Raw genomic sequence first — 21,569 nt, 5'->3', positions numbered from 1 at the left:
TCATCATGAGCATCGCCCGACTCGGGGCTCTGACCGTCGAGGTCGCCGATATCGACGCCTGGCAGCATCTGCTGGTCGACCTTCTCGAACTCGATGCCCGGCCCCGCACCTCGTCGGCGGATCCGCTGCTGATCCGCCTCGACGACCGCCACCACCGCATCGCGTTGTATCCCGGTGCCGAGGACCGCGTCCGGCGGGTCAGCTGGGAGGTGAACACTCCCGAGCAGCTGAAGACGCTGGCCGAGGCGGTCGAGGCCGAAGGCATCGAGGTCGAGCGGGTGGCCGCCGGCGACACGTTCGATGTCGCCGCCGCCATCCGGTTCGCCGATCTGGACGGGTTTCCCACCGAGATCGGCTACGGCGTGCTGACCGACCACCACCCGGTACGGCCCGGCGGGGTGATCAGCGGCTTCGTCACCGGCGAACTGGGCCTGGGGCATGTGGTCTACATGTGCTCGGACTATCCGGCGGCGGTGGACTTCTACACCCGCGTCCTCGGTTTCCGGCTCACCGACTACATCGTCTGGGACGGCGCGGATGCCACCTTCCTGCACTGCAATTCACGCCACCACAGCCTGGCGTTGATGAACGAATGCTTCGGGATGCGCGGCGGCGACCTCAACCATCTGATGATCGAGACCGCCACGCTCGACGACGTCGGCCGGGCCTACGACCGGATCACCGCCGCGGGCATCGATCTGAAGATGACGCTCGGTCGCCACACCAACGACGGGGTCACCTCGTTCTACCTCTCCACGCCGTCCGGCTTCGGCATCGAAATCGGCTGGGGCGGAGCCGTTGTCGACGAGGACTGGGTCGTGCAGACCTACGACGCCCCGGCGCGCTGGGGCCACGAGGTCCGGAAGAAGGTGAGCTGAGATGACCGTGGACGCCACCACCGGCGAGCACACCGAGACCTCGAGCATCACGACGGTGGAACGCTATCTGGAGCGCGTCGCCGTACGCGACGAATCCGTCCGTGCCTGGGCCTTTCTCGATCCGGACCGGGCTCGCGCGCAGGCCCGCGCACTCGATGCCGAAACGCCCCGCTCGCCGCTGCACGGAATTCCGGTGGGCATCAAGGACATCATCGACACCGCCGATCAGCCGACCGCCTACGGCAGCCCCCTCTGGTCGGGACATCGCCCCGGCCGCGATGCCGACGCGGTACGCCGGCTGCGCGCGGCAGGCGCGCTGATCTTCGGCAAGACCGCCACCACCGAGTTCGCCACCTACGAGCCGGCCCGCACCCGGAACCCGCACAATCTCGAGCACACACCGGGCGGATCGTCGAGCGGCTCGGCGGCAGCGGTCGCCGACGGCCAGGTGCCCATCGCCCTGGGCACCCAGACCGCCGGATCGGTGCTGCGTCCCGGCTCCTACTGCGGCGTCTTCACGCTCAAACCCAGTTACGGCCGGTGGTCGTTCGACGGCGTGCTGCCGGTGGCGCTGAGCTTCGACACCCTCGGCGCGTTCGCGCGGCATCCGGTGTGGCTCGGCGCGGTCGACCAGGTCCTCACGGACCGAGTACAGACCGCGGTACTGCCCGCCACCCGCGACCTCACCGTCGGTGTGCTGCGCCCCCCGTGGGACGACCGCGCCGGGACCGACGCGCTGGAGCGCCTGGAATCGTTCGCCGCCGGCCTGCGCGCCCACGGCACCACCGTCACCGAGATCGCCGTTCCGCCCGAGCTGGCCGAGCTCGACGACGCACACACGCTGATCATGGCCGCGGAGGCCGCCGCGGCACTCCACGACCGCGTCGGCCGCGACGGAACCGACGGGATCAGCGCCCGGCTGGCCGAATTCCTCACCCGTGGCCGCACCGCGGAGCCGAGCCGAATTCAGCACGCGCGCAGCGTTCTTCGCGCTGCCCGGCGCTTCGTCGACGGTGCGCACCGCCGCGCCGACGTGCTGTTGACCCTCGCCGCGACCGGGGAGGCGCCGCACGGCCTGGACAGCACCGGCGACCCGGTGTTCAACAAGCTCGCCAGCGTCGCCGGGCTGCCCGCGGTCGGCTTGCCGACCGGCACCGGCGCCACCGGACTGCCGCTCGGCGTGCAGCTCATCGGCCCGACCGGCACCGACCATTCGCTCGTGCGCATCGCGACCTGCCTGACCGACCGGGTCGGGCTGGCCGCCCGCTGCCCGCTACCGGAGGAACAGCGATGAACGACGCCATCACCAGCACGGAGGGCGCGGCGGAATCGATCCAGGACCTACCGCTGGACGACGACCGGCGCGCGATGTACGAGGCGGTCTGCGATCGACTCGACCCCGACCGCTTCCGCGATCTGCTCGTCTCGCTGGTCGACATCCACAGCCCCACCGGACGCGAACGCGCGGCCTCGGAATTCATGGCCGACCATCTGCGCCACGCGGTCGGCATCGACGCCGCCTATCGACCGGTCAGCGAGCACACCGGCAATGTGCTGGGCGAGATACGCGGCAGCGGCGGCGGCAGCCGGCTACTGCTGTACGCGCCGATCGACACTCACATCGACCCCGAGGCCGATGTGCCGTGGGTCGGGCCGCGATTGCGTCCGGATATGGTGCCCCAGGCGCGGGTGGACGGTGATCTGGTGATCGGGCTCGGCGCCTCGAATCCGAAATGCATGGTGGCCGGGCTGACCGAGGTCGTCCACGCCGTCGCGGACGCCGGTGTGCCCCTGATCGGTGATCTGGCGATCGGCTTCGCGGGCGGCGGAATGCCGGTCACCATGAGCGACCGCGACAACGTGGGCATGAGCAGCGGGGTGTTCCACCTGCTCACCCACGGCGCGATGCCCGATCACGCCATCGTCCTGAAACCGTGGTGGGCCGTCTACCCGGAGGAACCGGGCATGTGCTGGTTCAAGGTGTCGGTGCGCGGCACCTTCGGATACGCCGGAATCAGCAGGGGCACACCGGGGTTTCGCTCGTCGATCGTGCCGGCCGCGCGCGTGGTCGAACATATCGAGGCCTGGCTGCCCGAATACACCGCGCGCAACACCTCCGGCTCCACCATTCCCGAGGGGTGGATCTCGGCCCTGCGTTCCGGAAACCCGGACAAGCCGGCATTCCCCTCCGCGACCACCGAGATCTACCTCGATGTCCGGGTCAACCCCCGAACCACTCCGGGCGAGGTGCGAAACCAGTTCGCCCGGTTGATCTCCCACATCCGCGCGACCGAGCCCGATATCGACCTCGACTGGGAGATGTACGGGTCGCTGCCTGGCGGCATGACCGATCCCGGCAACTGGATCATCCAGTCCTGCCGGCGCGGCTGGGAAGAGGTGGAAGGCCGTCCCTACGAATCCACACCACTACTCGGCGGCCAGACCGACGGAACCCTCATCCGCCGCATGGGCGTGCCCTGCGCGCGCATCGGCTATCCCTGGCCGCCCGCGACCGCACCCGCCGAAATGAACGAAGGCCTGGGCGGCATGGGCGTGGCGTCGGTCTCCGACGTGATGACCGCGGTGCGCGCCGTCGCCTACGCCGTCGTCGACACCCTGACCCGAACCCGAGAGGACGTGGGACTGTGAGCCCAGAACGCAAGGTACTCAACATCGTTCCCGTACCGGTGCCGCCGGAGGCGCTGGCCGCCTTCGCCGCCCAGATCCCGGACGACATCGTGCATCCCGGATTCGAGAACGTCTTCGTCAGCGCCCGCGCCGGCGGCACCACATTGGACAGCGCCTACGAAACGACCTTGGCCGACGCCTTCGTCCTCGAGGCCGGATCTCGCGCCGAGGAACAGGGATACGCGGCGGTGTGCGTGAACTCGATGAGCGATTCGGCGCTGGCGGCGCTGCGCTCCCGGCTCACCATTCCGGTGGTCGCACCGAGCCAGGCCTCGATGCTGCTGGCGTCGTTGCTGGGCAAGAAATTCTCGGTGATCACGATGTGGCCGCAGTGGCACGAGCTGTACCACAAGGCGGCCCGCGAGCAAGGGCTCGGTGCCCGCATGGCCTCCGTCCGCGATATCGGCGTCGCACCCGATACGGCCGAATTGCTCGCCGGCAAAGAGGATTTCGTCTTCGCGGCTCTCGAACGGGAGGCACGCGCCGCGATCGACGACGACGGCGCCGACGTGATCGTGCTCGGCTCGACCACGATGCATCAGTCCCATGCCTACCTGTCACGTGTGCTGGACGTGCCGGTCCTCAATCCCGGCGTGGTGGCCTACAAACTCTGCGAGCTGCTGGTGGTGACCGGCTTGAGCCACAGCAAACGCGCCTTCCCGTCTCCCGCTCTCGTGCAGGACGACCTGCTGTCGGCACTGGCCGCGACCCACTGAATCACCCGACGTACCGAACCACTCAGGCAACCGGAGGAAGTACACGATGACCGCCGAGAATCCCGAAATCGGCCGGAGCATGCGCACCGGCACCTTCGACACCAACTACCACGACGTCGGGACCGGCGACCCGGTGCTGCTGCTGCACGGCTCCGGCGCCGGAGTCTCCGCCTGGGCGAACTGGCGCGGCCTGATTCCGGTGCTGGCCCGAGATTTTCGCGTCGTGGCCCCGGATCTGGTCGGCTTCGGCTATACCGGACTTCCCGAACCGGCCGACTTCCACATCTTCGACACCTGGATCGATCAGATATCGGCCCTGCTCGACGGCCTCGGCATCGAGAAAGCACACGTGGTCGGAAATTCCTTCGGCGGCGGGCTCGCCCTGCACTTAGCCACCCGGCATCCGGAGCGCCTGAACCGGATCGCGCTGATGGGCGCGGGCGGAGTCAAGATGCGCTTCACCGAGGAGCTCGATCAGCTCTGGGGCTACACCCCGTCGGTGCAGAACATGAAGAACATCATGGACATCATGGCCTACGACCGGTCGCTCGTGACGGACGAGCTGGCCGAACTGCGCTACCGCGCCACTATCCGGCCCGGCGCGCAGGAAGCCTTCGAGAAGGTTTTCCCGCCCCCGCGGGCGCGCTGGCTGGACGCCCAGATCGTGCCCGACGAACAACTCGCGGCCATCCCGCACGAGGTGCTGCTGCTGCACGGACGCGAAGACCGCGTGGTACCGCTGGAGGCGTCACAGCACATGTTCGCCACGATCCCGAACGCGCAGCTGCACGTGTTCGGCCACTGCGGGCACTGGACACAGATCGAGCACGCACAGCGCTTCCAGCAGTTGGTGTCCGCCTTCTTCCAGGAAGCACGCAGCACGGCCGGAGTGCCCGCGTGAGCGCGCCGGGCGATGCCGGAACCGAGGCCGCGGGAGGTGAATCCTCCGTGCGGGTCGCTGTCATCGGAGCCGGGGTCTCCGGACTGTGTGCGGCGAAACTGCTGACCGAATTCGGATTCGACGTCACGGTCTACGACCGCACCCCCGACGTCGGTGGGGTGTGGAGCCGCACCCGCCGGTATCCGGGCGTCACCACGCAGAACAACAAGGGCACCTACGCGTTCTCCGACTTCCCGATGCCGCGCGCCTATCCGCAATTTCCCAGCGGCGCCCAGGTGCAGAACTATCTCGAGGACTACGCGACCCGGTTCGATCTGCATCGCCTCATCCGCCTCCGGACCGAGGTGACCGATGCCGCCCAGGACGAGCGGACCGGGACCTGGACGCTGATCGTCCGGGACCTCACCTCCGGGACGGAGGCACCGGCGGTCTTCGACCACCTCGTCGTGGCAACCGGCATCTTCTGCGATCCGTTCGTTGCCGAGTATCCGGGCCGGGAGGATTTCGAACGCGCCGGCGGAAGAGTTTGCGCTGCATCGGATTTCACCCGGATCGACGACGCGGCCGACAAGGATGTCGTCGTGGTGGGTTACGGCAAATCCGCCTGCGATATCGCGGAAGCGCTCAGCGACGTCGCTCGCTCGACCACCGTCGTGGCCCGGGAGGTGACATGGAAGGTGCCGCGCAGGCTTGCCGGGCTGGTGACCTACAAATACATCCTGCTCACCCGTTTCAGTGAGGCGCTGTTCGACCATATCGACCAGCGCGGGTTCGCTCGATTCCTGACCGGGCCGGGACGTTTCCTGCGCAACGCGCTGCTCGGGGGCATGGGTTCGATCGTGCGCCGGCAGTTGCTGCTGGACCGGCTGGGACTGGTGCCCGACGGCCCGTTCGAGCGCGTGGTCCGCCACGCGGTGAGCCTGGCCACCGAGAACTTCTACGAGAAGATCCGCGACGGCGTCATCACCCTGCACCGCGGCGCGGTCATCGCGCGACTGCACGAAAAGGACGGCAAACCGACCATCGCACTGTCCGACGACACGCTGCGAGATGCCGACATCGTGGTCTGCGCCACCGGTTTCGTTCAGCGCGTGCCGTTCCTGCGTCCCTCGGTGCAGGATCGGCTCACCGACGGCGACGGCAATTTCCTGTTGTATCGCCAGATCCTGCCACTGGATGTGCCGAATCTGTTCTTCGTCGGTTACAGCTCGTCGCTGGTCAGCCCGATCGCCGCCGAGGCCTCCGCGATGTGGGTGGTCGACTATCTGGCCGGTGGCGGCACCGGCCTGCCCTCGGCCGAACACCGACGGGAGTTCGCCCGGCGCCGCCTGAACTGGATGATCGAACGCACCGAGGGCAAACAAGCCCGCGGCACCAACATCATTCCGTTCTCGATTCGCCACGTCGACGAGATCCTGGACGAGATCGGGGTGAACATCGGCCCCGTGGCCAGGCTGCGGCAGTGGCTGCTTCCGGTGAAGCCTGCCGCGTATCGGTCCGCGACCGCGGCACTCCATCGGCGCTACCCCCGTGGAGGCGCCGATGCCGCCGGTGCGGGGATTCCGGCATCCTCCGCGCGCTGACCAAGCCCTTGCATGGTCCGGGTGATTCGGGCGCCACGATCACCCGGCCCACCAGCCGAGACCGTCTTCCTGTTGCCAACCGCACAGAGATCATCGGCTGCGCCGCAGTATAATTGATTAGATAGGCTAAACAACGTGGATCGGCGGACCGCCGACCGGCTCACCCGGCGTCGCGCCGCATCCACTCTCCGAGCCCATCCGCAGCAACCGAACGTTGCTCTTCACCGAACAAGGAGCTGACCGCAGGAAAGGCAGTCTTGACCGCGACTCGCACCGACGACCACGAGACCACCACCGATTCACTTCCGTCCGAGCTGCCCGCGCCACCGCCGGCACCGCCGGATCGCCCCAGTGGGATGTTCGCCTCCCTCACCGTGCCGAACTATCGCTACTACTTCGCGGGCCAGGTGGTTTCCAATACGGGTACCTGGATGCAGCGGATCGCGCAGGACTGGCTGGTGCTCGGTCTCACCGGCAGCGCGTTCGCCGTCGGCATCACCACTGCCATGCAGTTTCTGCCGATGCTGCTGTTAGGTCTCTACGGCGGCGTCATCGCCGATCGCTTCCCCAAGCGCGGACTTCTGGTTCTCACCCAGGCCACCATGGGACTGCTCGCCGCGGTCCTCGCGGTCCTGACGCTGACCGGCACGGTCGAGGTGTGGCACGTCTACGTGCTGGCGCTGGTGCTGGGCATGGTGACCGTGGTCGACAATCCGACTCGTCAGTCGTTCGTCCCGGAGATCGTCGGCCGGCAGCGGTTGCGCAACGCCGTCAGTCTGAACTCCGCGAACTTCCAGGCCGCGCGACTGGTCGGGCCGGCGGTCGCGGGAGCGCTGATCGCCGCCGTCGGCTCCGGCTGGGCCTTCGCGATCAACGCCTGTTCCTTCGTCGCCGTCATCGCCGGTCTGCTTGCCATGCGACCGGCGGAGCTGACACCGGTGCCGCGCCTGCCGCGCCGGAAAGGGCAACTGCGTGAAGGCCTCCGGTATGTGAGCGCCCATCCGCAACTGCTCTGGCCGATCGTCATGGTGGGCTTCATCGGCACCTTCGGCTACAACTTCCCCACCGTGCTGTCGGGCTTCGCGTATCACGTCTTCGATGTCGATGCCGGCAAGTACGGGCTGCTCAACACCGCACTGGCAGCGGGTTCGCTCGCGGGCGCGCTGCTGGCCGGTCGCCGCGGGCGGGTGCGGATGCGGATGCTGGTCGGCACCGCCGTCGGCTTCGGCGCGCTCGAGGCGGTCGCCGCCTTCGCCCCGGACTATTGGCTGTTCACCGCGCTGCTCGCCGCGGTGGGCCTGCTCGGACTCACCTTCAACACCTCGGGCAACTCGATGGTGCAGCTGGAAACCGACCCGGCCATGCGCGGGCGGGTGATGTCGCTGTACATGATGGTCTTCACCGGCGGCACACCTATCGGCGGCCCGATCGTCGGATGGCTCACCGAGGAGTTCGGGCCCCGATTCGGCCTGTTCGCCTGCGGAGCGGTCTCCGCACTTTCAGCGGCGCTGATCGGTGTCGTCCTCGCCCGCGCCGCCGGCCTGCGAGTGCGGATGTCGGGTCGGCGCGTCGTGCTCGTTCCGCGCGAGGGCTCCCCGAAACCCGTCGCGACCGGCCACCGGTGGTAGGTGCGGGGTTTCGGTCCGCCACCTCCCCGATTTGCTCTAAAATTGCCCACCTGAGGTGCCGATCCGACCGAAGTGGTTCGTCGCGGCGAGGTCGTGGATGTGAGCAGTGCCGTGCCCCGCCGCCGCCCGGAGAACGTCGACACGAAGGCGGCTCTCGATGACGGATGTGGACTGTTGCGTAATCGGCGGCGGGTTCGCCGGGTTGACCGCCGCGCTGCGACTGAAACAGGCGGGCCGATCGGTAGCGGTACTCGAAGCTCGCGACCGGCTCGGCGGGCGCACGTTCACCGAGGTGCGCGGGGACGGTTGCTGGATCGACCGCGGCGGCGCCTGGATCGGGCCCGGCCAGGACCGGGTCCGCGCCCTGATGAACGAGTTCGGCGTAGGAAGCTATCGCCAGTACACCGACGGCCAGGCTTTGATGGTCGTCGACGGCAAGCAGTACCGCTACACCGGCACGATCCCGTGGACGATGAGTCCGTGGGCCTCGATCCATCTCGGCGCCGGCTTCGCCGAGCTGGCCCACCTGTGCAAGTCGATTCCGCTCGACGCACCGTGGGATGCGAAGAACGCCGAGAAATGGGATCGAATCACCTTGGCGCAGTGGCTGAATCGCACCGTCCGGTCGAGGACCGCCCACGATCTGCTCGAGACCGCCATCGCGGGCAGCTACACCTCGGCCGCCTCGGAGGTGTCGATGCTCTTCGCGCTGTATCAGATGGCGTCCGGGGGCGGGCCGAACTTCATGTTCAGCGTCAGGGGCGGTTCCCAGGACTCCCGGCCCGTGGGCGGCATGGGTGCGATCTACCGTGCGATGGCGGCCGAGCTCGGTGAGGCGATTCGGCTGTCGCAGCCGGTGCACGGCATCGAGCAGGACGATGCCGGAGTAACCGTGCACGCCGGTCGGTCGGCGCTGCGTGCCCATCGGGCGATCGTGGCCGTCCCGCTGGCGATCGCCGGTCAGATCCGGTACGAGCCGATGCTGCCGGTCGATCGCTCACTGCTGCATCAGCGTGTGCCGAGCGGCTCGATCATCAAGACCTCCGTCGTCTACGCCGAACCGTTCTGGCGGCACGACGGATTGTCCGGGCAGTCGGCCGCGCCGGGGTCGCCGGCCACCGTCACCCTCGACGCCTGCACCGACACCGCCCGGCCCGGAATCCTGTGCGTCATCACGGAGGGGCCCACCGCCCGCCGGATCGGACACCTCGACGCCACCGACCGCAGAACGGCCATCCTGCGAGAACTGGCCGGCAGGTTCGGGACGAAGGCCGGTTCCCCGGAGGAGTACGTCGAGCAGGACTGGAGCGCCGAACGGTACTCCGGTGGCGGAATGCTCAGCCACACGCCGACCGGCGTGCTCACCCAGTTCGGCCGCGCGCTGCGCGAACCGTGCGGCCGGATTCACTGGGCCGGCACCGAGAGCTCGGCCGTGATGTGCGGCTGGGTCGACGGCGCGGTCCGCTCGGGTGAACGCGCCGCGAGCGAAGTGCTGCGGCACGAACTCGCCGCCGTCTGAGGCGCCCCGACGCGGTCCGCGACGTTCAGCGCGGACCCGAGCCGAAGAATCGCCACAGATAACCGGGCAGCTTGCGCAGCGGGACAGCGCGTGGCCAGTCATCGGCACGAAAATAGGCGTCACTGCCGCCGTCGACGAAAACGATACTGCCGCACAGGAATCGCGCGGCGGGCGACAGCATGAACACCGCCCATTCGGCCAGATCGCCCGGATCGCCGAAGCCGCCGATCGGGACCGGGAAACGCTCGATGTTCTTCGCCTCGGCCGGGGTCGCGAGCTGCTTCTCCAGCAGCGGCGTCAGCACCGCGCCGGGTGCCAGCGCGTTGAGCCGGATTCCCGCGCCTGCCCACTGCGCGGTCGTCGCGTGGCGGCGCACCCAGTGGCTCACCGCGATCTTCGAGGTGCCGTAGGCGATCGACGGCGCGTTCCGGCCGAAGATCCGCAACGCCCGCAGCGCCTTGTCCGTGTCGCCCGCCAGCAGCGCACGAATCGCCCGGCGCGGCACCAACGGGGTGGTGGTCGTCGAATTGCTGCCGAACACAACGACTTTCGCCTCATCCGCCCGGGCCAGGGCCGTGCGCCACCCGTCGAGCAGTTCGACGACGCCGCGGTAGTTCACCTCGAAGATCAGCCGCGGCCGGTCCGCACCGGGCGCCGGCCCGACCCCCGCGGCGAGTATCGCGCCGTCGAGATGCCCGTCCACCTCCGCGAGCACACCGTCGATCGCGGTGCGGCGGCCGGCCGGCGTCGACAGATCCGCGACCACCTGCGCGTCCTTGAGATCGACACCGACCACCGTATGGCCCCGCTCACGCAATTTCTCCGCCGCGGCGCGCCCCATTCCGGACGCCGCACCGGTCACCACGTACACACCCACCGCATCGCCTGCTTTCCGCTACCCGAGCCTCGAACGATCACCAACCGGCGGCCGACGACCCGTCACCGCCGCACCGAACTGTGCCCGAGTGCGAGCGCGTGCACAATGGCGACCGCGCCCCACGGGAGCCACAGCGCAGGTCGGCGAACGTTTCCCGCCGACACGCCATCCCGGTCGAGGATCGCGTGCCAGACTCGCGCCATGGCTACGGCTTCTGCTCCCCCGCCGGGTTTTCGTTCGGTGACACCACGCATGGTGGTGGCCGACCACCCCGCGGCGGTCGCGTTTCTGCGGACCGTATTCGGGGCGACCGGCGACGTGGAGCCGAACCGGCCGACCGAGGTCCGCGTCGGCGATTCGCTGATCATGGTCTCGGAATCCGGCGAGCGCGAACCGTTTCCGGCCTTTCTCTACATCTACGTCGACGACGTCGGGGCCACCTACCAGCGCGCGGTCGCCGCGGGCGCGGACACGCTGGAGGCACCGCTCGACACGCCGTACGGTGACCGCCGCGCCATGGTTCGCGACCCGTTCGGGAACGTCTACCAAATCGCCAGTCGGTTAAGCCCCGCTGGGTGACGTTCTCTGACCTCGAGCCGGACCCGTCCTCAGTCGACGACGTAGCGCAGCATCACCGCCGTGTCGAAATGCCGCGTCTGCGCCAACCGGAGCGGAATACGCTTGTCCAGCAGGGGAAACATCGGTGTGCCGCCGCCGAGCACCACGGGCAGCACGAACACTTGGTACTCGTCGACGAGCCCGTGCGGAATCAGCGAAGCCGCCAGACTCGCGCCGCCGACCTCGATGACGCCGTCGCCCTCGGCCTTCAGCCTGCGCACCTGCTCCACCGCGTTCTCGCTGACCAGCGTGCTGTTCCAGTGCACCTCGGTCAGTGTCCGCGAGAAGACGACCTTCGGCTTCTCCGTCCACAACCTGCCGAATTCACGCTGGATCGGGGGCGCATCCTCCGGCACATGCGGCCAGTACTCGGCCATCAGCTCGTACAGGCGACGACCGTGCAGTGAAATCTCGATGTCCCGATACCGGTCGTTGTGAAACTGGTGCAACTCGTCGTCCGGATTCGACCAGTCGATGCTGCCGTCGCGGTCGTTGATGTAGCCGTCCAGGGACATGCTGATCCCGTAGCTCAGTTTCCTCATGAGAAGGAGACGTCCTGTGGGCGCGAAATTCATCGGCGCACAACGAAATGGTCCCGGCTCACGGATCTGCCGACGCGGTGACAGTCATCGGCGCCGCGCTCGCTGGGCGGTTTCCCGGTCGATGACGATCTGCTTGCGGCGTTGGGTCATCGCTTCGGCGGGTGAGGCGGTGCCGACGATCGCGTCGAAGACCGCACGGGCGTCCTCGAGCGCGTCACGGGCTCCCACCCCGGCCGCCGGAGTGATCGCGTGGTCGGCGTCGCCGATCAGGATCACCGAATCCTGCGGTGCGCGTGCGCCTTCCAGCGGGACGTTGCGGGCGTTGCTGACGTGCACCAGTTCCGTCCGCGACAGGAAGGCCGATACCAGCGCCCGGCTGGAAGGCGTTGCGGCCAGGACGGTTTCGGCCCACTCGTCGACCGGCCGCATCCCGATATCGTCGCGAGTACCGGGGAGGGGATCGCGCGGGATCCGCACGAACCACAGGGCTGCGGGGTCCTCGGGGCGCCAGATGTGGCCGAAAGTACTTCCGGCACTGCCGTCTTCGGCGACCTCGGCGAAGAAGTGGAGGACCGCGGGGGTCGTGGGCGGCGGCGGATCCAATGGCGTGCCGGTCATTCCGTACAGCACGACATCACCGGCGTAGACCGGTGTGCGTGCGGGTTCCAGCGCGGCCCGGACGACGGAGTCGATACCGTCGGCGCCGATCAGCAGCTCCTCGGTGGTGACGACGTCGGAGCCCCGCCGGATCGTGTGATCGTCGTCGCTCACCGTCACTTCGGTGATCGGCTCGCCGTAGCGCAGGTCGGCGCCGGAGCGCGCGACGAATTCCGAGAGCACGCCCATGAGGTTGCGGCGCAACCAGAAACGATGTCCGCGGCTGGGCATTTCGCTGCGCCGGCCGCGACTGTCCTCGTAGTCGAGTCCCGCGAGCGGATAGGACACCTCGTGCAGCGCCGAGCGATCGACGCCCATCGCCTCCATCGCATCGTGTCCGCGCCCGTCGATGAACAGAAACGCCCCGGCTCCGGGACCCGGGCGCTGTTGTTCGTAGAGCGCGACCCGATGCCCTTGCCGCGCGAGACCACCGGCCAGGCAACTGCCCGCGATCCCGCCACCGATAACGCTCACCATGTCCTGCGACCTCCCAGCGTTGTCGTGCCGGCGGCCATCCGCCGGAACAGGCACTTGTCCAGAGTGCCACGCGCATCGCAACATTCGCCGAGGACTGATCGACTCTCCTCAGCTGGGCGGAATTCGCTTCAAGCTGCCCACACTGAGCGATCCGTTCCCCTCGCCGCGCAGCACCGCCTCCGCCGCGCGGACGTAGCCGGCCGGATCTTTGTCGACGGGCACGACGCCCGCGTAGTTGCGCGCCTCGTACGCCGCGAAGGCCACGGCGAGCTGATGGCGGCGCTGCAGTCCGGCCAGGCGGCGAAAGTCGGTGAGCCCCTCGCGCTCCTCCTCGGCCATATGGTCGCTGTTGGCCAGGTTCGCCGCCGCGACAGCGGCATACCACTCGTCGGTGCCCACCTGGTGCCGCCCTACGTCGGCGACCGCATCCCTGATCTCGTTGTGGTCGTGGATGGCGTCGAGTGTCTCGTCCTCCGCCCCGCTCGCACGCCGCGCCGCGATCCCGACCTGCAGCAGCGCGGGATAGAAGATCTCCTCCTCGGCCTGCGCATGCAGCTCGAGAAACGCCGCCAGCCGGTCCCAGATCGCCCCCAGCGCACCGGTGTCCCCGCGATCGATCTGCTCCACGATCGCGAACAGCCGCCGCTGCTCATGATGGTCATCGAGGATCAACTGGGTGATATCCACATTTCCTCCCTGACACCGCATCGCAGGCAAGTACCGGACCCGAGGACCGGCTGCCGCGCAGGTAGCCGGGACGTCCCCTGGAACCCGACCATAACGCACCGCCGACGACGCTCACATCTCCCTGCAGTTCACGCCGAAAATTGCGCCCGGCGGCGAACAAGTCCTCGATACCGGGGCCGGCGATACTCTCGGCGATGTTTGCTCAGCCGAGGCCGACGAGATCGGCCGAGGCAGTCCACAGTTCGTCGATGAGGCGGCGGTTGTGTGCTTGCGGGGACTCGGGGCCTCGCGCTCGGTGCCGATGGAAGTAGACGCCGTTGATTTCCGGGTCGGCGCCGCGGCCGGCCAGTTCGATCAGGGGTTCGGCGCCGCGGGCGGGGGTGATCGTTCCGACGTGGCGCAGTGGGGTGCGGTAGAGCAGGCCGACGGCGCGCGAGTCGCGGCCGAAGCTCGACGCCACAGGACCGGGATGTACTGCGGCGGAGACGATTCCGTCCGACGACCAGCGCTGCGCGATACCGCGGGTGAACATGATGTTCATCAGCTTGCTCGTCCCGTAGGCGCGCCATCCGAAGGCGCGGCGGCGCCGGTAGTCGAGGTCGGAGATGTCGACGCGCCCGAACAGGTTGCCGACGCTCGCGGTGTTCAGCACGAGCGCGCCGTTGGCGGCGAGCTTGTCGTGCAGCAGATTGGTCAGCAGAAACGGGGCCAAATGGTTGATCTGGAAATTGGGTTCGTGCCCGTCGACAGTCCGCTGTCGCGGCTCGAAGAGACCGCCCGCGTTGTTGAGCAGCACGTCGATCGAGCCGACATGGTCACCGATCTGCTCGGCGAGACCGCGCACATCGTCGAGAACGGCGAAATCGGCTGTGAAGGCGGTCGCACCGGTGTCGGCGGTCACCGTGGCAAGTTTCTGCGCCGACCTGCCGACGATGACGAGGTCGACGTCCGGGGCGGCCAGCGCCCGGGCGGTCACCGCTCCGATGCCGTCGCTGGCACCGGTTATGACGATCGTGCGTCGCGAGTTCGAGGATCGGCTATCTGTCACCAGGGTCTCCAGTCGGTGGATGCGTGGCGTGCGCCTTCCGTATGCCACCAGCTTAGAATTCGGTCGACGATCGGCGCGCGTCTCAGCATCCAGCCGACGTGGTCGTTACTCGCGCCCTCAGGTACCTGGCCCTTGCCATCGCGCCACCGACCGCGGCGAATCGACGAATCGAACATCACCCGGAACCTCCCGGACCGGGGCAGCGCAAAACCGACATGGGCAACCGCGATGCCACCGAGACCGACGATGTCCACCACCTGACTCCGGGGACATCGTGTCGACCGACCGAACGAGGAACCCCGAGGCGGCCCACAGCGGTACCGGTGTGGTGTAGTGCCGACGACGCTGTGCGGCGATAAGCCGAGCCGCACCGCCGCCACGAAACCCGGGTCGCCGTTCACGCCGACCGTCGCCGCGATGTGCTGCGGCAACGTACCCCGGTTCGGGCGGTGCCGGTGACGTCGTTACTTTCATCCGATCCAGCCACGCCGAACATTCAACTTTCTACGTTGCTGTCAGCGTATGCACCGACGGAGCGACCGACCCGAGTAGACCGCTACTCGAATTTCGCGGTGGCTTCCCGCATTTCGCTGCGCAGGCCCCGTCGTCGGCCTGCGCGAGGTGGCGCTGCACGTCACTGTGTGTCGTGCTGACGAGCATTCCGCAGTGCGTCGCGCGCGCGGTCGAACACGGCCAGTGGTGGTCCGGCCACGAGGTTGGCAGCACGCGATTCACCCGCGTGTGGGTGCGGGCGGGTAGGTGCGATGGCCTCGGCGCCTCGGACCGTATTGGCCATGTGGGTCAGCTGGGTCCCCGAAAACGACTGGCGCAGTAAGGCGAATTCTTCCTTTTCCTCGTGTTCGGCGTGCGCGAGCACCGCTCGAGCGAATGCCGAGAGTTTGGCGTCGAATTCCGGGTTGTCCACGCCCAGGTCGTAGAGTTCGGCGAGGTCGCGCTTCGCCTCGTTCTCCTCTGCCAGCCTGTTCTCCACCATCGGCTTCGCACCGAACTGCGCGCGCAGCTGCCGGATGGACGACTTCTTCCTCGGCGGTCTCGTGCACCGCCAGCAGCCGTACCAGCTCCTCGAACAGGTTCTGCTTGTCGTCAGGTCCGGCGCGCAACTTGTCGAAGAGATCTTCGATCTGTCGATGCTGCGCGATCAACAGGTCTACGACATCCGCTTTGTCCGCGCTCATCTACCAACACCTTCTTCTGCCGGGAATGAATTGTTTCGACGCCGGTCGGCGCAGGAAGCCGAGGTCGGCGCTATACGGCCGCACTACCCGCCCCGGCCCCTCGTATTCAGCCGGGAACACCCTCACGCTGCGCGAGCCGCTCTCGTTGCGGGATCACTGTGTACTTCGGATCCTCGGCGGACGCGACGCCGGCGTGGAAGATGCCGAACCGGGTGCACGCCGAACCTGCCACCGCGGCGGCGCCGCCGATGATCGCCGCGGTCCTCGACCGTCGGCCCCCGACTCCCCCGACGACCGCGCCGAACACCGATAATGCCTTGGCGGCGTTCATCAATCGGCCCGCGGTCCCCTGATGCAGTGGCTCTGCCGACAATCCCATGCGGCGGCTCATCACCTCACCGGCGGCCAATTCGGTTGCGGCACCGAGGATCAGGGCGCGGCGCGCGGGGCCCGCCTCGTGCGCGGGCGAGGCGAGGACCGCCAGTCCGCCCGCCGCGGTGGCGGCCGAGCCGACGAATACGAACGGCATCTCGCGATATCCGTCGTGCCAGGTCGGCACCGCGGTGTCCGACATCAGCGCGGCGGTGTAGGAGGCGACGGCCGGGCCGACGACGCCGGCCCCGACGGTCGCGGCTCTGCCGACACGGGGAAACCATCCGGTGATCTCCGTGGCCGCGGCGACTCCCGCCAGCGGACCGTAGGTGGCCAGGATCCAGGAACCGACGCTCATCGGCGAACTCGGCTTGAACACTCGCAGCATCCGAACGAATCGTTCCGGGCGGCCGAGGTCGTGGACCAGCGCCACCAGGGAGGCGAGGATCGCGGCCAGCCCGCTGACCTTGGTGACGCGGGCCATTTTCCGGCGGCCGGTCAATTCCACGCCCATCGCCAGCACCGACGATCCGCCTGCCAGCCCCCCGAGGAACAGGTAACCGGCGATATCGCGGGCCTCCCACGTCGGCTTGTTGAGTATCGGCTTGCCGTAATAGGACTCGAAGTGCGCGTCGGGCACCACCTTCTTCTCGCCCCGGCCGCGTCCCCGCCGGCGCCGCGGCAACCGATTCACGTCTCCGGTGAGGGCCGTTCGATCAGGTGGCGCAGACCGATCCTGCGGTATGCCGGTCTGCCTCTCGTGCTCGCTCATCGTCGCCCTTTCAGGAACGTCGCCGACAGCCCGGCGAGCATGCCCAACGCCGCGATGCCGACGTTGCGCCACATGGCCGGTAGGTCACGGGTGGTGACGAGCGGGTCCGGCGGCAGGCCGTACACCTCCGGTTTGTCGAGCAGCAGGAAAAACGCCCCGGTGCCGCCGACGCCGTCGTCGGGATCCTGCCCGTACAGCCGGGCATCCGTGACGCCGGCGTCGTGGAGCTGCCGGACGCGCTCTTCGGCGCGCTCGCGCAGCTGCGACAGTTCGCCGAACTGAATGGAATCGGTGGGACAGGTTTTGGCGCAGGCGGGCTCCATTCCGTCGCCGAGCCGGTCGTAGCACAGCGTGCACTTCCATACCCGGCCGTCGTCCTCGCGCTGGTCGATGACGCCGTACGGGCAGGCCGGCACGCAGTATCCGCAACCGTTGCAGATGTCTTCCTGCACCACGACCGTTCCGAACTCGGTTCGAAACAGCGCCCCGGTCGGGCAGACATCGAGGCATGCCGCATGCGTGCAGTGCTTGCACACATCCGACGACATCAGCCAGCGGAATTCGCCACGCTCCCCGTCACCGTCCCCCGGTTTGGTGGAGCTCGGCATTCCGAGATCCACCACCTCGGCGGTATTCGCCTGTGCCGCAATCGGTTTGCGCTGTTCGACGAATGCGACGTGGCGCCAGGTGTCGGCGCCCAGCCCGCCGGTGTTGTCGTAGGACATGCCGGTGAAGTTCAAACCGTCGTCGGGAACGTGGTTCCACTCCTTGCACGCCACCTCGCAGGCCTTGCAGCCGATGCACACCGTGGTGTCGGTGAAAAATCCCATCCGCGGGTGCTGATCCGGGTAGCCACCGCTGTGTGGCGGGTCGTCGGCGGTCAGGTCTCGTTCGAGGTCCATGCTCACACTCCCGTGCCGGTCTTGTCGGTGACTCCTGCTCGCCGCTGGTAGTCGGCGACCATCGCGGTCGCATCGGCGCCGCGTGGGCGACGTCCGGGCCGGATGTCGACGGTGAATGCCTTGACCTCCTGGATGTGCGAATTCGGATCCAGCACAACCGAAGACAGTTCATTGGCGGCATCCCCCGTACTGAGCCCATTGGGTCCCCAGTGGTACGGCAGGCCGACGTGGTGCACGGTGCGGTCGGACACGGTCAGCGGCGTCATCCGATCGGTGACCAGCACCCGGGCCTCGATCACCGCACGCGGGCTGACGATCGTCGCCCACTCGCCGTTGACCAGGCCCCGTTCGGTCGCGAGTTCGGGTGAGACCTCGCAGAACATTCCCGGCTGCAGCTCCGACAGGTACGGAGTCCAGCGCGACATGCCGCCCGCGGTGAACTGTTCGGTGAGCCGGTAGGTGGTCGCCACGTAGGGGTAGACCCGAGCGCCCGCCTCGCCGGCATCGGGCGCGTAGCGATTCCGGGGGTCGGAGAACACCATTCGTGCCGGACTTCGCTGCTGTCCGTAGAGCTCGTTGCGCACCGGTGAGTCCTGCGGCTCGTAGTGGGTCGGCAGCGGTCCGTCGGCGAGGCCGGCCGGGACGTACAACCACCCCTTGCCGTCGGCCTGCATGATGAACGGGTCGATGCCCGACAACGCGTCCACACCCGCGGCGTCGTCGCCGGGCCGGTAATCCGGTGACTTGGTCACCTGGAAATCCGGCACATCCAGGCCTGTCCACTTCTGCTGGTCGGCGTCCCACCACACGAGCTTCTTGCGTTCGCTCCACGGGGATCCGTCGGGTGCGGCCGAACAGCGGTTGTACATGATTCTGCGGTTGTCGGGCCATGCCCAGGCCCATTCGAGCGCGACCCAGTCCTGCTCGGTCTGTGGTTTGCGGCGTGCCGCCTGATTCACGCCGTCCTTGCGGACTCCGCAGTAGATCCAGCATCCGCACGTGGTCGAGCCGTCGTTGCGCAGCTGCGTATAGCTCTGCAAGGGGTTGCCCTGCCCGTCGAAGCCGTTGATCTCGGCCAGCACGGCGTCGGCGTCGGGTTCGGCGGTATCGCCCAGAGTCGGGTAGTCCCAGGTGAGGTCGAGGATCGGACGGTCTCGCGGGTCGGTGGAACCGGACAGCTTCTCGCGGATGATGCGCCCGAGGTGATAGGTGAACCACAGGTCGCTGCGGGCGTCGCCGTCGGGTTCGACGGCCTGGTCGTGCCACTGCAGCAGGCGGTTGGTGTTGGTGAAGCTGCCCGACTTCTCGGTGTGCGCGGCGGCGGGGAAGAAGAACACCTCGGTGCCGTTGTCTTCCGTGCGGATCTCACCGGTCTCTGTCTCGGGACCGTCCTTCCACCAGGTCGCGCTCTCGATCAACGAAAAGTCGCGCACCACAAGCCAATCCAGATTCGCCATGCCCAGCCGCTGCAGCGTGGCGTTCGCCGAGCCGACGGCCGGGTTCTCCCCCAACAGGAAATAGCCCTTGCACCGCCCTTCCAGTTGCTCGAAGACGGTGTCGTAGGTGCTGTGCGAGCCGGTGAGCCGGGGCAGATAGTCGAAGCAGAATTCGTTGTCCGCGGTCGCCGCATCACCCCACCACGCCTTGAGCAAGCTGACCAGATAGTCGTCCATATTCGCCCAGAAGCCGATGCGCGCGGCATGGGAGTCGATGAAATCGGCGCGGCTCTGCCGCGGCATCGCGTACGGCATCGGGATATAGCCGGGCAGCAGATTGAACAGCGTCGGGATATCGCTGGAACCTTGAATACTGGCGTGCCCGCGCAGGGCCTGAATACCGCCGCCGGGCCGGCCCATATTGCCGAGCAGCATCTGCAGCACGCAGGCGGCGCGAATGAATTGGCTGCCCGTGCTGTGCTGAGTCCAGCCGACGGCGTAGACGAATTCACTGGTGCGCTCGGGACCGGAGTTCTCGGTCAGATGCCGGCAGACTTCGAAAAAGGTCTCCGGCGGGATGCCGCAGATGCGGTGCACCGTCTCGGGTGTGTAGCGGGCGTAGTGGCGCTTGAGGATCTGGAAGACGCAGCGCGGATGTTGCAACGTCTCGTCGCGGACGAACTCGCCCTCCAGCGCCGCGCCGCCCATGCCGTGCTGCTCGGGACGTCCGGCGGAACGGACGTCGTCTTCCTTGTGCGGCTCGCCGGATCCGCGGCCACGCTGCCCCGACGCCGAGGCCACGTCGACGCCTTCGTATTGCCATTCGGCGCTCTTGTAGTGCCGGGCCTCGGGTTCGAAACCGGAGAACAGGCCGTCGAGGTCTTCGGTATCGCCGAACTCCTCGTCGACGATCGTCGCCGCATTGGTGTAGTTGACGACGAATTCGCGGAAGTACTTGTCCTCGGAGAGAACATGATTGATGATTCCGCCCAGAAATGCGACATCGGTGCCGGCGCGGATCGGAACGTGCAGGTCCGCCAGCGCGCTGGTGCGTGTGAAGCGGGGATCGACGTGGATGACCACGGCGCCGCGCGCCTTACCTTCCATCACCCACTGGAAGCCGACCGGATGGCATTCGGCGAAATTGGATCCCTCGATGATGATGCAGTCGGCATGCTGCAGGTCCTGCAGGAAGGTCGTGGCCCCGCCTCGACCGAACGAGGTGCCCAGCCCGACGACGGTCGAGCTGTGGCAGACCCTGGCCTGGTTCTCGATCTGCACGACGCCGAGCGCGGTGAACAGCTTCTTGATCAGGTAGTTCTCTTCGTTGTCGAGCGTGGCTCCGCCCAGACTCGCGATTCCCATCGTGCGGGCGGTGCGATTGCCGTCGACCTCGTCCTGCCAGTACGCGCGCCGGGTGGCGATCACCCGATCAGCCACCATGTCCATCGCCCGCTCGAGACCGATCGGTTGCCAGTCGGTGGCGTGCGGCGGCCGATAGAGGACCTGATGGCGCCGGGCCTCCCCGGTCGTCAACTGCAGGCTCGCCGCACCTTTCGGGCACAGTCGTCCGCGGCTGACCGGTGAGTCCGGATTACCTTCGATCTGAACGACCTTCTCGTCTTTGACGTAGACCCGCTGCGAACACCCCACACCGCAGTACGGGCACACCGACGTCACGACACGGTCGGCGTCGGTCGTTCTGGCCTGCAACGATCGACTGTGCTCGGACTGCGCGGCGGCCGCCTTGCCGAGGGGGTCTTCGCCGGTCAACTGCCGGTAGACCGGCCACTCCGTGATCCACTGACGTATACCCACCGCGGCTCCTCGGCTCGGTCGTCGAAGTCCTCGCCGTGCTACCCGCGATCTCCGGACTCAAACGTGCCCCACCGAGATCCCGGCATTGTCGCGGTGGAGGCCTGCCGCGCCGCAGCGGTTGGGGTTCACGCCTACTGCTACGGCGGGCACGCCATGAGCGGTGAAATCTCAGGTCAATGCGCGCAGGCGCGGGGCGAGGTCGCGTGCGAACAGATCCAGGAAACGACGCTGATCGTGGCCCGGGGCGTGGAAGA

At 67.8% G+C, this 21,569-nt stretch carries 18 protein-coding genes and 2 pseudogenes; 9 read left to right on the top strand and 11 right to left on the bottom strand.

What is annotated here, in order from left to right:
• The first annotated feature begins 5 nt into the window (after positions 1-5).
• From A5789_RS27100 to A5789_RS27065, 8 genes are all read left to right on the top strand, one after another.
• Positions 6-878, top strand: a complete 873-nt coding sequence (locus A5789_RS27100) for a VOC family protein (protein ID WP_063017196.1) — start codon at positions 6-8, stop codon at positions 876-878.
• Position 879: 1 nt separating this feature from the next.
• Positions 880-2,172, top strand: a complete 1,293-nt coding sequence (locus tag A5789_RS27095; protein ID WP_064906877.1) for an amidase — start codon at positions 880-882, stop codon at positions 2,170-2,172.
• Positions 2,169-3,527, top strand: coding sequence for a M20 family metallopeptidase (locus tag A5789_RS27090; RefSeq protein WP_064906878.1), 1,359 nt, complete (start codon positions 2,169-2,171; stop codon positions 3,525-3,527). Before A5789_RS27095 ends, A5789_RS27090 begins: the two co-directional genes overlap by 4 nt.
• Complete coding sequence (locus A5789_RS27085) at positions 3,524-4,282, top strand: aspartate/glutamate racemase family protein (RefSeq protein ID WP_064906879.1); 759 nt, start codon at positions 3,524-3,526, stop codon at positions 4,280-4,282. The genes A5789_RS27090 and A5789_RS27085 overlap by 4 nt, the downstream gene beginning before the upstream one ends.
• A gap of 46 nt (positions 4,283-4,328) precedes the next feature.
• Entirely contained in the window at positions 4,329-5,183 is an 855-nt protein-coding gene (locus tag A5789_RS27080; RefSeq protein WP_063017191.1) for an alpha/beta fold hydrolase, read from the top strand.
• The gene (locus A5789_RS27075) at positions 5,180-6,766 is read left to right on the top strand and encodes an NAD(P)/FAD-dependent oxidoreductase (protein WP_064906880.1); all 1,587 of its coding nucleotides are present in this window, start codon (positions 5,180-5,182) and stop codon (positions 6,764-6,766) included. Before A5789_RS27080 ends, A5789_RS27075 begins: the two co-directional genes overlap by 4 nt.
• 257 nt (positions 6,767-7,023) lie before the next feature.
• Positions 7,024-8,394, top strand: a complete 1,371-nt coding sequence (locus A5789_RS27070) for an MFS transporter (protein ID WP_064906881.1) — start codon at positions 7,024-7,026, stop codon at positions 8,392-8,394.
• Positions 8,395-8,551: 157 nt separating this feature from the next.
• Positions 8,552-9,913, top strand: a complete 1,362-nt coding sequence (locus A5789_RS27065) for an FAD-dependent oxidoreductase (RefSeq protein ID WP_064906882.1) — start codon at positions 8,552-8,554, stop codon at positions 9,911-9,913.
• A gap of 25 nt (positions 9,914-9,938) precedes the next feature.
• Here A5789_RS27065 and A5789_RS27060 read toward each other — a convergent pair whose 3' ends face one another.
• The gene (locus A5789_RS27060; RefSeq protein WP_063017185.1) at positions 9,939-10,790 is read right to left on the bottom strand and encodes an SDR family oxidoreductase; all 852 of its coding nucleotides are present in this window, start codon (positions 10,788-10,790) and stop codon (positions 9,939-9,941) included.
• A 201-nt stretch (positions 10,791-10,991) separates the two neighbouring features.
• On the opposite strand from A5789_RS27060, the gene A5789_RS27055 reads away from it, so the two are divergent.
• Entirely contained in the window at positions 10,992-11,369 is a 378-nt protein-coding gene (locus tag A5789_RS27055; RefSeq protein ID WP_227462716.1) for a VOC family protein, read from the top strand.
• Between the two features lie 29 nt (positions 11,370-11,398).
• Here A5789_RS27055 and A5789_RS27050 read toward each other — a convergent pair whose 3' ends face one another.
• The 10 genes and pseudogenes from A5789_RS27050 to A5789_RS36035 all read right to left on the bottom strand — a co-directional run.
• Positions 11,399-11,950, bottom strand: coding sequence for a dihydrofolate reductase family protein (locus A5789_RS27050; RefSeq protein ID WP_063017181.1), 552 nt, complete (start codon positions 11,948-11,950; stop codon positions 11,399-11,401).
• 84 nt (positions 11,951-12,034) lie between these two features.
• Positions 12,035-13,084: an NAD(P)/FAD-dependent oxidoreductase gene (locus A5789_RS27045; protein ID WP_064906884.1), complete on the bottom strand. Its 1,050-nt coding sequence runs from the start codon at positions 13,082-13,084 to the stop codon at positions 12,035-12,037.
• A gap of 108 nt (positions 13,085-13,192) precedes the next feature.
• A complete protein-coding gene (locus tag A5789_RS27040) occupies positions 13,193-13,771 on the bottom strand; it encodes a hemerythrin domain-containing protein (RefSeq protein ID WP_064906885.1) in 579 nt (192 codons plus the stop codon).
• Positions 13,772-13,973: 202 nt separating this feature from the next.
• A complete protein-coding gene (locus A5789_RS27035; RefSeq protein WP_064906886.1) occupies positions 13,974-14,819 on the bottom strand; it encodes an SDR family NAD(P)-dependent oxidoreductase in 846 nt (281 codons plus the stop codon).
• The gene (locus A5789_RS36975; RefSeq protein ID WP_146098739.1) at positions 14,816-15,076 is read right to left on the bottom strand and encodes a hypothetical protein; all 261 of its coding nucleotides are present in this window, start codon (positions 15,074-15,076) and stop codon (positions 14,816-14,818) included. The genes A5789_RS27035 and A5789_RS36975 overlap by 4 nt, the downstream gene beginning before the upstream one ends.
• Positions 15,077-15,453: 377 nt before the next feature.
• Positions 15,454-16,015: pseudogene (locus A5789_RS27030) on the bottom strand (hemerythrin domain-containing protein).
• 106 nt (positions 16,016-16,121) lie between these two features.
• Positions 16,122-17,081, bottom strand: coding sequence for an NrfD/PsrC family molybdoenzyme membrane anchor subunit (nrfD, locus tag A5789_RS27025; RefSeq protein ID WP_227462715.1), 960 nt, complete (start codon positions 17,079-17,081; stop codon positions 16,122-16,124).
• Between the two features lie 74 nt (positions 17,082-17,155).
• Positions 17,156-18,061 (bottom strand): 4Fe-4S dicluster domain-containing protein, encoded by a 906-nt coding sequence (locus tag A5789_RS27020; protein ID WP_082940991.1) that lies wholly within the window; start codon positions 18,059-18,061, stop codon positions 17,156-17,158.
• 2 nt (positions 18,062-18,063) lie between these two features.
• Positions 18,064-21,315, bottom strand: a complete 3,252-nt coding sequence (gene fdh, locus A5789_RS27015) for a formate dehydrogenase (RefSeq protein ID WP_064906887.1) — start codon at positions 21,313-21,315, stop codon at positions 18,064-18,066.
• Positions 21,316-21,483: 168 nt separating this feature from the next.
• Positions 21,484-21,569, bottom strand: a pseudogene (locus A5789_RS36035) (F420-dependent glucose-6-phosphate dehydrogenase); the annotation flags it as partial.

Source organism: Nocardia sp. 852002-51101_SCH5132738, assembly GCF_001665695.1.
Lineage (GTDB): Bacteria > Actinomycetota > Actinomycetes > Mycobacteriales > Mycobacteriaceae > Nocardia > Nocardia nova.
Note: the sequence above shows the minus strand (reverse complement) of the source record. Positions and strands in the feature narration are given on the sequence as shown.